The sequence below is a fragment of the Sphingomonas sp. S-NIH.Pt15_0812 genome (assembly GCF_003951315.1).
Taxonomy (GTDB): domain Bacteria; phylum Pseudomonadota; class Alphaproteobacteria; order Sphingomonadales; family Sphingomonadaceae; genus Sphingomonas.
Window position 1 is genome coordinate 140055 of record NZ_QLJH01000002.1, and the last position, 11895, is coordinate 151949.

Sequence of the window (11895 nt, forward strand, 5' to 3'; positions counted from 1 at the left end):
CCAAGGAAGCGATAATGGCCAAAATCAAGGTGAACACGCCGGTCGTGGAGATCGACGGCGACGAGATGACCCGGATCATCTGGCAATGGATCCGCGAGCGGCTGATCAAGCCCTATCTCGACATCGAGCTGGCCTATTTCGACCTGAGCATCGAGAATCGCGACGCCACCGACGACAAGGTGACGGTCGACGCCGCCGAGGCGACCAAGAAGTACGGCGTCGCCGTCAAGTGCGCGACGATCACGCCGGACGAGGCGCGTGTCGAGGAGTTCGGCCTGAAGAAGATGTGGCGGTCGCCCAACGGCACGATCCGCAACATCCTGGGTGGCGTGGTCTTCCGCGAGCCGATCGTGATCAAGAACGTCCCCCGCCTGATCCCCGGCTGGACGCACCCGATCGTCGTCGGCCGCCACGCATTCGGCGACCAGTATAAGGCGACCGACTTCAAGGTGCCCGGCAAGGGCAAGCTGACCATGAAGTGGACGGGCGAGGACGGCCAGGAGATCGAGCATGAGGTGTTCGACTTCCCGGCCTCGGGCGTCGCGATGGGCATGTACAATCTCGACGATTCGATCCGCGACTTCGCCCGCGCCTCGATGCACTATGGCCTGAACCTGAAGTGGCCGGTGTACCTGTCGACCAAGAACACGATCCTCAAGGCCTATGACGGCCGCTTCAAGGACCTGTTCGCCGAGGTGTTCGAGGCCGAGTTCAAGGACAAGTTCCAGGAAGCCGGCATCGTCTACGAGCATCGCCTGATCGACGACATGGTCGCCTCGGCGCTCAAGTGGAACGGCGAGTTCGTCTGGGCCTGCAAGAACTATGACGGCGACGTGCAGTCGGACCAGGTGGCGCAGGGCTTCGGCTCGCTCGGCCTGATGACCTCGGTGCTGCTGACCCCGGACGGCAAGACCGTGGAAGCGGAAGCGGCGCACGGCACCGTCACCCGCCACTATCGCCAGCACCAGCAGGGCAAGGCGACCTCGACCAACCCGATCGCGTCGATCTTCGCCTGGACCGGCGGCCTCAAGTATCGCGGCAAGTTCGACAACACCCCCGAGGTGACGAAGTTCGCCGAGACGCTGGAGCGTGTCTGCATCGAGACGGTCGAGAACGGCCACATGACCAAGGATCTCGCGATCCTGATCGGTCCCGACCAGCCCTGGATGACGACGGAGCAGTTCTTCGAGCAGGTCCGCGTCAATCTCGAAGCGAAGATGGCGAACGCCTGATCGTGTCCGTCGGCACCCTTCTTCGGAAGGGTGCCGAAACGGGGCCGCGTTCCAGAATGGGGCACCACCAACACTATCAAATACTATCCTGAATTAAAAATTGAAATTATGATTCACCCAGCTGTCTGGCCGTGAATGGCCGGCATCATGGGGAATTTCGTTATGCGTCATGTTTTGCCCGCTTTCGCGGCGGCAGCGATTTTTGCCGCTGCGCCGGCTACGGCCGCCACCACGATCAGCAGCGGGACGGTCAGTTCCGCCCTGCTGTTCTCGCCGACGGTCACCATCGGCGATACGTCGACCTTCGGCGCATCGGCGCGCGGAGAGTCGTTCCAGATCACCGCCACCGGGGGCTTTGCCGGCGCGCAGATGCAGCCCGGCTGGCTCAACGGTGTGATCGCCTTCAGCCGCACGGTCGGGGCATCGATCGATCAGACACTGACCGATCTGTTCGTCTTCACCGACGGAATCGAAAGCCGGGATACCTTCAACTTCTCCGCCTATCGCGTTCAAACCATCGCCTTCTCGAACATCCCGGGCATTTCGACCGCCGGATCGCTGGTGCTGTCCGGCTTCACCAGGAACGTGGGACGCCGGCTGGCCGATACGGCGTCGGAATTGACGATCAGCTTCAACTCGACAGGCGGCTCGTCCTATTCGAGCAGCGCGTCCCTTGCGACGGTTTCGGCAGCACCCGAGCCGACGACTTGGGCGATGATGCTGCTCGGAATGAGCCTGGTGGCCGGCACGGCACGTTACCGCCGCCGTTCGACTGTCGCCCGCCTCGGCTGAGGGAAGCCGTTTGGCGGGACGTCATGTGCATGAGGACCGGGGCTGGTGGAGCGATCCACCGGCCCTTTTGCCTGCCGCAGGCTCGCGAGGCCGCGCACATGACGCAGGAATCACGCAGCGGGCGTAACTGCGAACTCGCGGGCCGCGGAGCATCCTAGGGCTTCGATGTCATCGTCGCACCGACAGCGCGGCCGCCAACCGCGCGGGCGGCGGCACCCGCTCCAACGGAGCTCATCATGTCTCGGGAAGCACGGGCATCCCCGCCTCGGCCTTGCCGCCGGACTTCACGCCTTCCCGGTCCGCCCGGACAGGCATCCAGGGCCAACGATCCGCTCCTGGAACGCTACTCCGGTGCGCTCGCTCATGGACGGCCAAGAGGACGCGTCGCGGGCGGCACGGCCGGGTGCGTCGAGGCGACGCACGGTAACGCAACGATGTGGAAGATCACCGTATCGGCGGTCAGGACGGATATGGTGGAGCCGAGGGGGATCGAACCCCTGACCTTCGCAATGCCATTGCGACGCTCTCCCAGCTGAGCTACGGCCCCATTCCGTCCGGGAGGCAGCCCATTAGCCGGCGACCCGAAACTTGGCAAGTAGAAGAACGCATCCTTGCCTGGGGAATTTCACCCTCCACGGCCGATCGGCTTGCAGAGGTGGAGATCGACGGCTTTCGACCGTCAGCCAGTTCGATTATCGACCGAAACCAAACGAAAAAAGGCACGAAAGCTTATCGCTTCCGCACCCGACAGAGTACCGATCTTGTAGGATCACAGGCCATTTGGCCATCAGGACGGACATGGTGGAGCCGAGGGGGATCGAACCCCTGACCTTCGCAATGCCATTGCGACGCTCTCCCAGCTGAGCTACGGCCCCATTCCGTCCGGGAGGCAGCCCACTAGCCGCCCCGCCGAAGCTTGGCAAGCGGTGTTTCCACCGCCTGCCAAATTTCTTCGATCAGTGTTCGTCCTCGTCGCTCGACGTCTCGACCCCCAGGTCGTCGTCGCCGCCGAGATCGACTTCATCGTCCGCCGAGGGCTCTTCGTCCTCGCCGGTGATGTCCTCCAGATCCTCGTCATCGCCTTCCAGGTCGGCGTCTGGCTTCTGCGTGTCGGACTTCTGCGCCTCGAAGGGCAGCGGCTGCTTCGACTTGAGGATCGGTTCCGGTTCCCAGGCATAGCCGCAGCTGATGCAGGTGACGGGGTCGTCCTTTTCGAGGTCGTAGAAACGCGTCGCGCATTTCGGGCACGTACGCTTCGTGCCCCATTCCGGCTTGATCATGCCGTGTCCTTAGCCTTTCGGAATTGGGAATACCCCAGGGATGCTATCCCAGCGAGATGGCCCGCGCCTTGCCATAGCGCAAGACCGCTGTCAAAGCGCCTGCCCCATGAGCCACCTTCCGCCCCAACCCAAGACGCTGGGGTCGCGCGGCCCCCTGCGCGGCACGATCACCGTTCCCGGCGACAAGTCGATCAGCCACCGCTCGCTGATGCTCTCCGCGCTCGCGGTGGGCGAAAGCCGGGTCGAGGGACTGCTGGAGGGCGAGGACGTGCTCGCGACCGCCGCCGCGATGCGCGCGATGGGCGCGGAGATCGAGCGCGGCACGGACGGCATCTGGCGCATCCACGGCGTCGGCGTCGGCGGCTTGCGCCAGCCGGATACGGCACTGGACATGGGCAATTCGGGCACCTCGACCCGGCTGCTGATGGGCCTGGTCGCGTCCCATGCGATCACCGCGACCTTCACCGGCGACGCCAGCCTGTCGGGCCGGCCGATGGGCCGGGTGATCGAGCCGCTGTCGACGATGGGCGCGGAGATCACCGCCTCGCCCGGCGGGCGGCTGCCGCTGATGCTGCGCGGCCTCTGCCCGGGGGTGCCGATCACCTATACGCTGCCGGTCGCTTCGGCGCAGGTGAAGTCGGCGATCCTGCTGGCCGGCCTCAACACGCCCGGCATCACCACCGTGGTCGAGCCGGTCGCGACGCGCGACCATTCGGAACGGATGCTCGCCGGCTTCGGCGCGGACCTGACCGTCGAGCCGAGCCCGGAGGGCCGGGTGATCCGGATCCGGGGGGAGGCCGAGCTGCGCCCGCAACAGATCGTCGTGCCCGGCGACCCCTCCTCCGCCGCCTTCTGGCTGGTCGCCGCATCGGTGGTGCCGGGGTCGGACATCGTGGTGGCGAATGTCGGCCTGAACCCGACGCGCACCGGGGTGATCGCCGCGCTGCGCCTGATGGGCGCGGACATCGGCGAAGAGAATCCCCGCATCGTCGGCGGCGAGCCGGTCGCCGACCTGCGCGTCCGCCACGCGACCTTGCGCGCGATCGAGGTGCCGACCGAACTGACGCCGAGCATGATCGACGAATATCCCGTGCTGTTCGTCGCCGCCGCCTTTGCCGAGGGGCGCACCGTCGCACGCGGCGCGCACGAGCTGCGCGTCAAGGAAAGCGACCGGATCGCCGCGATGCGCGCGGCGCTGGAGCTGTGCGGCGTGGTCTGCGAGGAATATGAGGACGGCCTGGCGATCACCGGCACCGGCGGCGAGCCGATCCCCGGCGGCGCGACCATCGCCTCGCTGCTCGACCACCGGATCGCGATGAGCCTGTCGGTGGCCGGGCTCCACGCCCGGCGGCCGATCACGATCGACGACGCCGCGCCGGTCGCGACCAGCTATCCCAGCTTCTACGCGTCGCTCGACCATCTGGCGACGAATGATGCGGAGCAGGCGGCATGATCATCGCGGTCGACGGCCCCGCCGCCAGCGGCAAGGGCACGATCGCCCGCGCGCTCGCGCGGCATTATGACCTGCCCCACCTAGATACCGGCCTGCTCTACCGCGCCGTCGCGATGACGGTGCAGCGGCTGGAACTGGACGGCTCGAAGGAAGCGGACGCGGTCGCCGCCTGCGATTTCGACGATTCGCTGCTCGCCGATCCAGGCTTGCGCAGCGACGCAATCGGGCAGCTCGCCTCGGTGGTGTCGGCGCATCCGCTGGTCCGCGCCTCGCTATTCCAGCGGCAGCGGCGCTTCGCGAATCAGCCAGGCGGCGCGGTGCTGGACGGACGCGACATCGGCACGGTGATCGCGCCGGAGGCGGACGCCAAGCTGTTTATCAAGGCGACGCCGCAGATCCGGGCGCGGCGGCGCCATGCCGAACTCCATGCGCATGGCGCGACGATCAGCTTCGACAAGGTGCTGGCGGATATCCGCGCCCGCGACGCGCGCGACAGCGGGCGCTCCACCGCCCCGCTGATCCAGGCGCCCGACTCGTCGCTGCTCGATACCAGCTTCCTGACGATCGAGGAATCGGTGCGCCGCGCCATCGGACTGGTCGAGGCGCGCCGCGCCGGCTGAACGACGAACGGGCGTTAACCATCGCCCGTGTCAAAGTAGGATTTCGTTAACCATAAGCATCGATTGAAGGAAATCAGCGGCTTAGCGAAAGTGCTCTCACAGAAAATCGAGTGGGAGCAACAACATGCGCAATTTCCTCTACACGGCCGCAACTGCCGCCATCTTCGCCGCCGCCCCGGCCTATGCGACGGACTTCTCGGTCGGCATGACCAATGGCGGCAAGTCCGGCAGCAGCACCGACGCCCGTGTCTATAGCGCGACGAACAACGGCCAGACGCTGAACGTCAAGGTCACCGGCTGGACCGATTTCGGCTTCTTCGGCGTCGGCCGCAGCGCGGTCGGCAGCTATGGCACCGACGGCCTCGGCATCACCAACGCGATCGAAAGCGGCGCGAACGGCTCGCACCAGGCGGACAGCTATTTCGGCACCGACTTCTTCATCCTGCAGTTCGACCAGGCGGTGAAGCTGACCTCGGCGGTGTTCAACACCTTCGATCTCTACGGCTCGGCCCCGGACAACAACGCCCTGATCCGCTGGGGCAATACCTCCACGGCCTGGAACGGCAGCCTGTCGGCCGACAGCCTGTCCAAGGCGTTCACCGGCAGCGCGATCTCCTATGGCAACGGCTCCGACGGCAGCCGCAGCCTGGCGCTGGGCAGCACCGCGATCGGCAATGTCTGGATGATCAGCGCCACGGCGGCCGATGCGCCCAAGATCTACGACGCCTTCAAGCTCGCCGGCGTCAATGCCAGCACCGTCGCCGCGGTGCCGGAGCCCGCGACCTGGGCGATGATGCTGGTCGGCTTCGCGATGGTCGGCGCCGCCGCCCGCTACCGCCGCCGCAGCACCACCACCGTCTACGCCTGATCCCGCCCGTCCGGCGCGTGCGTCCCTTTGGCGCGCCGGACCGGGTGGGCCGAGGGGCGGCGATTGCTTTTTCGCCGCCCCTCTCCTATAGAGAACAGGTTCGACGGGCAGGTGCCCGCGAAGATCGGCGCGACGGGCTCTGTCCTCTCGCGCCCTTTTCGCATCATCGGTCCGACGGATGCCGTGCCGGCATGGGGCCGTCGCGGCGTTTTGGCCAAGACCAGCGGATCCAACCGCTTGGCCGGAAACGAACCCCGAGGAAGACATTTTCTAATGGCAACCCAGATTCAGCCCAGCCGCGATGATTTCGCGGCGATGCTCGATGACATGTTCGGCGGCGCCGACAGCTTCGAGGGTCGCGTGGTGCACGGCACCGTCACCGCGATCGAAAACGACATGGCCGTCATCGACGTCGGCCTGAAGTCGGAGGGCCGCGTGCCGCTCCGCGAATTCGCCCCCGCCCCCGGCCAGAAGGCCGAGCTGAAGGTCGGCGACGAAGTCGAGGTCTATGTCGACCGCGTCGAGAACATGCACGGCGAAGCGATGCTGTCGCGCGACCGCGCCCGCCGCGAAGCCGCATGGGACAAGCTCGAACTCGAATTCTCCAAGTCGGCCCGCGTCGAGGGCACGATCTTCGGTCGCGTCAAGGGCGGCTTCACGGTCGACCTGTCGGGCGCCGTGGCGTTCCTGCCCGGTTCGCAGGTCGATATCCGTCCGGTGCGTGACGTCACGCCGCTGATGGACATCCCGCAGCCGTTCCAGATCCTGAAGATGGACCGCAAGCGCGGCAACATCGTCGTGTCGCGTCGCGCCGTGCTGGAAGAGACCCGCGCCGAGCAGCGTTCGGGCCTGATCCAGAGCCTGGCCGAGGGTCAGGTGATCGACGGCGTCGTCAAGAACATCACCGATTACGGTGCGTTCGTCGACCTGGGCGGCATCGACGGCCTGCTGCACGTCACCGACCTGTCGTACAAGCGCGTCAACCATCCCTCGGAGATGATCGCGATCGGCGACACCGTGAAGGTGCAGATCATCCGCATCAACAAGGACACGCAGCGCATCAGCCTCGGCATGAAGCAGCTCGAGTCGGATCCGTGGGACGGCGCGTCGGCCAAGTATCCGGTCGGCGCCAAGCTGTCGGGCCGCGTCACGAACATCACCGAATATGGTGCGTTCGTCGAGCTGGAGCCGGGCATCGAGGGTCTGGTCCACGTCTCCGAAATGTCCTGGACCAAGAAGAACGTCCATCCGGGCAAGATCGTCTCGACCTCGCAGGAAGTCGATGTGGTGGTGCTCGAGGTCGACAGCGACAAGCGTCGTATCTCGCTGGGCCTGAAGCAGGCGCAGGCCAATCCGTGGGAGGCGTTCGCCGCGGCCCATCCGATCGGCTCGACCGTCGAGGGCGAAGTCAAGAACGCGACCGAGTTCGGCCTGTTCATCGGCCTGGACAACGATGTCGACGGCATGGTCCACATGTCGGACATCGCCTGGGGCGTGTCGGGCGAGGATGCGCTGGCGCTGCATCGCAAGGGCGAGACCGTCCAGGCGATCGTGCTGGACATCGACGCCGAGAAGGAGCGCATCAGCCTCGGCATGAAGCAGCTGGAGCGTGGCGGCCCGTCGGTCGGCGCGGCCACCGGCGGCAGCAACCTGGGCAAGAACCAGGTCGTCACCGTCACCATCCTCGAAGTGCGCGATGCGGGCCTCGAAGTGCAGCAGGGTGACGACGGCGTGACCGGCTTCATCAAGCGCACCGATCTCGGCCGCGACCGTGACGAGCAGCGTCCGGAGCGGTTCCAGGTCGGCCAGAAGCTCGACGCGATGGTCACCGGCTTCGATCGGTCGAAGAAGCCGACCTTCTCGGTGAAGGCGATGCAGATCGCCGAAGAGAAGCAGGCCGTGGCGCAGTATGGCTCGTCGGACTCGGGTGCGTCGCTCGGCGACATCCTGGGCGCCGCGCTGAAGGCCCAGAGCGAAAAGAAGTAAGTCGACAGGAAAGGGCCGGAGCATCGCTCCGGCCCTTTTTGGTACAGTCCATTCACTTTTTCCCAACTTTCCTCGCGCCTTGGCATCGAAATAGGCTTTCCTCGGCAAATTTAACCTGTATTAGAAACTGACCATCATCGTCGGGGGATAGAATGATTAGGTCCGAACTCGTACAGAAGATCGCTGAGGAAAATCCGACGCTCAGCCCCAAGGAAGTCGACGCCATCGTCGCCACCTTCTTTGGCGAGATCACCGAGCGTCTCGCGGCCGGCGGCCGTGTCGAGATCCGCGGCTTCGGCGCCTTCTCCACCCGCGCTCGCGACGCCCGCACCGGCCGCAATCCGCGCACCGGCGAGACGGTCGATGTCGAGGCCAAGCGCGTTCCCTATTTCAAGCCCGGCAAGGAAATGCGCGCCAAGCTCAACGTCTGATCGAGACGCGGCCCCGCATCATCCTCGGCCTGCCATCATCGGGCCTGCCCGTGCCCGGTGCGGGTACATGGGGTTGACGGCGGGGCTCGCTTCGGGCTTCACGCGGAGTGGTGGGCGGACGTGGCGAAATCGGTAGACGCAGCCGACTTAAAATCGGCTTCCTTCGGAGTGCGGGTTCGAGTCCCGCCGTCCGCACCACCGCCTTTCTCGCCCTGACCGCGGCCCTGTTGCTGCCCGCCGGCTGCCAGCGCCGACCCGATCGCGGGGCGGTCGTGGTCAGCGCCATCGGCGGACCGCCGCGCTATGCCACCGGCTTCTCGGCGCGCGCCGACCTGCCCTCGCGGCTGTTGCTCGACTCGACCGCGCAGGGGCTGGTGCGCTTCGATGCCGTCGGGCAGATCGAACCGGGGCTGGCCGAGCGCTGGACGGTCATCGACAATGGCGGCAGCTATATCTTCCGCCTGCGCGAGGCGCGTTGGGCGGACGGCGCGCCCGTCACCGCCGAACAGGTCGTGCGCCTGCTCGAACGTCGGCTCGCCCCGCGCGCGCGCAACCCACTCGCCCCCTTCCTGACCGCGATCGACGAGATCGTGGTGATGACGCCGCAGGTCATCGAGGTCCGGCTGAAACGCCCGCGCCCCGACCTGCTCAAGCTGTTCGCCCAGCCGGAAATGGCGTTGCTGCGGCTCGACCCGCCCGCCGGCAGCGGCCCGTTCCGCATCGCCGAGCGCAGCGTCTCGCCGCTGCTGCGCCCCGCCTTCGATCCCGGCATCGCCGATCCCGACGACCAGCAGGAACATAAGCCGGAAGAGGATGTGCGGCTGATCGGGGAGCGCGCCTCGTCCGCGATCCTCCGCTTCGCCCGCGGCAAATCCGACCTGGTCAGCGGTGGCCGTATCGCCGATTGGCCGTTGCTCGCCCTGGCGGAACTGCCTCGGGGGGCATTGCGACTCGACCCGGCGGCGGGGCTGTTTGGGCTCGCCATCGCCAATCGCAACGGCTTCCTGGCCGATCCCGCCAATCGCGCCGCGCTGTCGGCGGCGATCGATCGCGGTGCCCTGGTGGCGGCCATCGCGCCGGGCTGGGACGCCACCGATCGATTGCTGCCCGACACGCTCGACTCGGCCGCGCCGCCGCAAATCCCCGACTGGTCGCTGCTGACCATAGACCAGCGCCGCGACCTGGCGCGCGCTCGGGTCGCAACCTGGACCGGCGGCCCGATCGCGCTGACCATCGCCCTGCCCGCCGGTCCGGGCGGCACCTTGCTGTTCGGGCAGATCGCCGCCGACCTGCGTCGGATCGGCATCGAAGTCAGCCGCGCCGCGCCGGACGCCGCCGCCGACCTGCGCCTGATCGACCGGGTCGCCCCCTATGACAGCGCGCGCTGGTATCTCGCCAATGCCTGCGCGCCCTGCAGCGACGAAGCGACCGCCCTGCTGGAGGCGGGCCGCGACGCGCCGACCCTCCGCCTGCGCTCGCAACGCATCGCCGAGGCGGATGCGGCGCTCAATCGCGACACCGCCTTCATCCCGCTCGCCCGCCCGTTGCGCTGGTCGCTGGTCGCGACCCGGCTGGCGGCGTGGCAGGCCAATGCCCGCGCCTGGCATCCGTTGAATCGCCTGCGCGCCGACCCCAACTAAGATCGATGAACACGACCCGGATCGACCCGACGATCTTCGACACCCTGCCGCTCGATCGCGACCCCGTCTCGGTGCGTCGGCGGATCGAGGCGATGGAGAAGCTGCTGGAGCGCAGCTTCACCCTGCCCGGCACCAACCGCGCCGTGGGTCTCGACTTCGTCGTCGGTCTGGTGCCCGTGGTCGGCGATGCGATCACCGCCTTGATGGGCAGCTGGATCGTCTGGGAGGCCCGCAATCTCGGCCTGTCGCGGTGGCAGCTGGCGCGGATGATGGGCAATGTCGGCTTCGACGCCGCGCTCGGCCTGATCCCGTTCGTCGGCGATGCGGCGGACTTCTTCTTTCGCTCCAACACGCGCAATTTGCGCATCATCCGCCGCCATCTCGATCGCCATCATCCCGGTGCCAGCGTGGTCGAGGGTTGAGGGCACGGGGCGGCGATAGCTGCCCTACCCCAGCGCAAAGCATCGCTCGATTGTCGCGGCGGCGGGGAACCGCCATCTGAAGCCCATGGCAACTCTGCTCGATCCCCATAATCGCGGCCGCGTGATCCTGGTCGGCGCCGGTCCCGGCGATCCCGGCCTGCTCACCGTCCGCGCCGTCGAGGCGCTGAAGGCGGCGGATGTCGTCGTCCATGACGGGTTGATCGACCCGCGCGTGCTCGACATCGCGCCCGCCGCCGCACAGCGTATCTCGGTCGCCAAGCGGCGCGCGCACCATACGCTGCCGCAGGAGGCGATCAACGCGCTGATCGTCGCGCATGTCCGCACCGGCAGCCTGGTCGTGCGGCTGAAGGGCGGCGACCCGTTCATCTTCGGACGCGGCGGCGAGGAAGTGGAGGCGGTGCGCGCCGCCGGCCTGCCGGTCGAGGTCATCCCCGGCGTCTCGGCCGCGCTCGGCTGCGCGGCGGAGGCGATGCTGCCGCTGACCCACCGCGACCACAGTTCGGCGGTCAGCTTCGTCGCGGGCCAGTGCAAGGGCCTGTCCGACCAGGATTGGTCCGGCCTTGCCGGGCAAGGCCGGACGCTCGTCATCTATATGGGCGTGGCGACGGCCTCGGCGATCGCCGACAAGCTGATGACCGACGGCGTCGCGCCCGACATGCCGGTGGCGGTGCTGGAGCGCGGCACCCAGCCGGGCCATCGCGCGATCCGCACCCTGCTGGCCGATCTCGGTGCGATGGTGGAGCGCGAGCGGGTCGGCAGCCCGGCGATCATCGTCGTCGGCGAGGTCGTCCTGCTGTCCGATGCCGAGGACAAGTTGGCCCGTTGGGCGCGTATCGCCGAGGAGAGCGCGACATGAAATTGCTGACCGGCAACGATCTCGCCAGCGGGGACGTGACCTGGTGGACCGGCAGCGGCTGGTCGCGCCATATCGAGGAGGCGGTGGATGTCGGGGCGGAGGGCGAGGCGATCGCCCGCGCCGAGGAAGGCGCACGCCGCGTCAACGTCCCCTATGTGATCGACGCGGCCGCGACCGGGGACGGCCCCCGCCCCGCCCATATCAAGGATCGGATCCGCGCGCTCGGCCCCACCGTCCGCCCCGACCTGACCCTCAAGCCCGCCGACCCCCAGGCCGGCCATTGGGTGATCTGAC

Annotated in this window: 12 protein-coding genes and 3 tRNA genes; 12 read left to right on the forward strand and 3 right to left on the reverse strand. The window is 67.3% G+C overall.

Going from position 1 to position 11895, the window contains the following annotated elements; genetic code table 11:
- The first annotated feature begins 14 nt into the window (after positions 1 to 14).
- Both BRX43_RS01970 and BRX43_RS01975 read left to right on the forward strand, forming a co-directional pair.
- Positions 15 to 1232, forward strand: coding sequence for an NADP-dependent isocitrate dehydrogenase (locus tag BRX43_RS01970; RefSeq protein ID WP_125993154.1), 1218 nt, complete (start codon positions 15 to 17; stop codon positions 1230 to 1232).
- Positions 1233 to 1367: 135 nt separating this feature from the next.
- The gene (locus BRX43_RS01975) at positions 1368 to 2024 is read left to right on the forward strand and encodes a PEPxxWA-CTERM sorting domain-containing protein (RefSeq protein WP_125993155.1); all 657 of its coding nucleotides are present in this window, start codon (positions 1368 to 1370) and stop codon (positions 2022 to 2024) included.
- A gap of 471 nt (positions 2025 to 2495) precedes the next feature.
- On the opposite strand, the gene BRX43_RS01980 is transcribed toward BRX43_RS01975, so the two are convergent.
- From BRX43_RS01980 to BRX43_RS01990, 3 genes are all read right to left on the reverse strand, one after another.
- Positions 2496 to 2571, reverse strand: a tRNA-Ala gene (locus BRX43_RS01980).
- A 252-nt stretch (positions 2572 to 2823) separates the two neighbouring features.
- Positions 2824 to 2899, reverse strand: a tRNA-Ala gene (locus tag BRX43_RS01985).
- Between the two features lie 81 nt (positions 2900 to 2980).
- The gene (locus BRX43_RS01990; protein WP_125993156.1) at positions 2981 to 3304 is read right to left on the reverse strand and encodes a TIGR02300 family protein; all 324 of its coding nucleotides are present in this window, start codon (positions 3302 to 3304) and stop codon (positions 2981 to 2983) included.
- Between the two features lie 106 nt (positions 3305 to 3410).
- Here BRX43_RS01990 and aroA point away from each other — a divergent pair, with 106 nt between their 5' ends.
- The 10 genes from aroA to BRX43_RS02040 all read left to right on the forward strand — a co-directional run bounded on the left by aroA (position 3411) and on the right by BRX43_RS02040 (position 11894).
- Positions 3411 to 4757, forward strand: coding sequence for a 3-phosphoshikimate 1-carboxyvinyltransferase (gene aroA / locus BRX43_RS01995; protein WP_125993157.1), 1347 nt, complete (start codon positions 3411 to 3413; stop codon positions 4755 to 4757).
- Positions 4754 to 5377 (forward strand): d(CMP) kinase, encoded by a 624-nt coding sequence (locus BRX43_RS02000; protein ID WP_125993158.1) that lies wholly within the window; start codon positions 4754 to 4756, stop codon positions 5375 to 5377. The genes aroA and BRX43_RS02000 overlap by 4 nt, the downstream gene beginning before the upstream one ends.
- 124 nt (positions 5378 to 5501) lie before the next feature.
- Complete coding sequence (locus BRX43_RS20700) at positions 5502 to 6245, forward strand: PEPxxWA-CTERM sorting domain-containing protein (protein ID WP_241214710.1); 744 nt, start codon at positions 5502 to 5504, stop codon at positions 6243 to 6245.
- Between the two features lie 273 nt (positions 6246 to 6518).
- Positions 6519 to 8231: a 30S ribosomal protein S1 gene (gene rpsA, locus BRX43_RS02010; protein ID WP_125993159.1), complete on the forward strand. Its 1713-nt coding sequence runs from the start codon at positions 6519 to 6521 to the stop codon at positions 8229 to 8231.
- A gap of 152 nt (positions 8232 to 8383) precedes the next feature.
- Positions 8384 to 8662, forward strand: a complete 279-nt coding sequence (ihfB, locus tag BRX43_RS02015; protein ID WP_125993160.1) for an integration host factor subunit beta — start codon at positions 8384 to 8386, stop codon at positions 8660 to 8662.
- 114 nt (positions 8663 to 8776) lie between these two features.
- Positions 8777 to 8860: transfer RNA gene (locus BRX43_RS02020), tRNA-Leu, on the forward strand.
- 74 nt (positions 8861 to 8934) lie between these two features.
- The gene (locus tag BRX43_RS02025) at positions 8935 to 10302 is read left to right on the forward strand and encodes an ABC transporter substrate-binding protein (protein ID WP_241214711.1); all 1368 of its coding nucleotides are present in this window, start codon (positions 8935 to 8937) and stop codon (positions 10300 to 10302) included.
- Positions 10303 to 10307: 5 nt separating this feature from the next.
- The gene (locus BRX43_RS02030) at positions 10308 to 10724 is read left to right on the forward strand and encodes a DUF4112 domain-containing protein (protein ID WP_125993161.1); all 417 of its coding nucleotides are present in this window, start codon (positions 10308 to 10310) and stop codon (positions 10722 to 10724) included.
- Positions 10725 to 10809: 85 nt separating this feature from the next.
- Positions 10810 to 11601, forward strand: a complete 792-nt coding sequence (gene cobA / locus BRX43_RS02035) for a uroporphyrinogen-III C-methyltransferase (protein ID WP_125993162.1) — start codon at positions 10810 to 10812, stop codon at positions 11599 to 11601.
- Positions 11598 to 11894 (forward strand): DUF2849 domain-containing protein, encoded by a 297-nt coding sequence (locus tag BRX43_RS02040; RefSeq protein ID WP_125993163.1) that lies wholly within the window; start codon positions 11598 to 11600, stop codon positions 11892 to 11894. Before cobA ends, BRX43_RS02040 begins: the two co-directional genes overlap by 4 nt.
- Position 11895: the final 1 nt, after the last annotated feature.

What these genes read in the sequence shown, in the direction of transcription:
- BRX43_RS02030 (WP_125993161.1), top strand. Translation starts at nt 10,308, where the DNA reads ATGAACACGACCCGGATCGACCCGACGATCTTCGACACCCTGCCGCTC.
- BRX43_RS01990 (WP_125993156.1), bottom strand. Translation starts at nt 3,304, where the DNA reads ATGATCAAGCCGGAATGGGGCACGAAGCGTACGTGCCCGAAATGCGCG.
- cobA (WP_125993162.1), top strand. Translation starts at nt 10,810, where the DNA reads ATGGCAACTCTGCTCGATCCCCATAATCGCGGCCGCGTGATCCTGGTC.
- BRX43_RS02040 (WP_125993163.1), top strand. Translation starts at nt 11,598, where the DNA reads ATGAAATTGCTGACCGGCAACGATCTCGCCAGCGGGGACGTGACCTGG.
- BRX43_RS01975 (WP_125993155.1), top strand. Translation starts at nt 1,368, where the DNA reads ATGGCCGGCATCATGGGGAATTTCGTTATGCGTCATGTTTTGCCCGCT.
- BRX43_RS02000 (WP_125993158.1), top strand. Translation starts at nt 4,754, where the DNA reads ATGATCATCGCGGTCGACGGCCCCGCCGCCAGCGGCAAGGGCACGATC.
- aroA (WP_125993157.1), top strand. Translation starts at nt 3,411, where the DNA reads ATGAGCCACCTTCCGCCCCAACCCAAGACGCTGGGGTCGCGCGGCCCC.
- BRX43_RS01970 (WP_125993154.1), top strand. Translation starts at nt 15, where the DNA reads ATGGCCAAAATCAAGGTGAACACGCCGGTCGTGGAGATCGACGGCGAC.
- ihfB (WP_125993160.1), top strand. Translation starts at nt 8,384, where the DNA reads ATGATTAGGTCCGAACTCGTACAGAAGATCGCTGAGGAAAATCCGACG.
- BRX43_RS20700 (WP_241214710.1), top strand. Translation starts at nt 5,502, where the DNA reads ATGCGCAATTTCCTCTACACGGCCGCAACTGCCGCCATCTTCGCCGCC.
- rpsA (WP_125993159.1), top strand. Translation starts at nt 6,519, where the DNA reads ATGGCAACCCAGATTCAGCCCAGCCGCGATGATTTCGCGGCGATGCTC.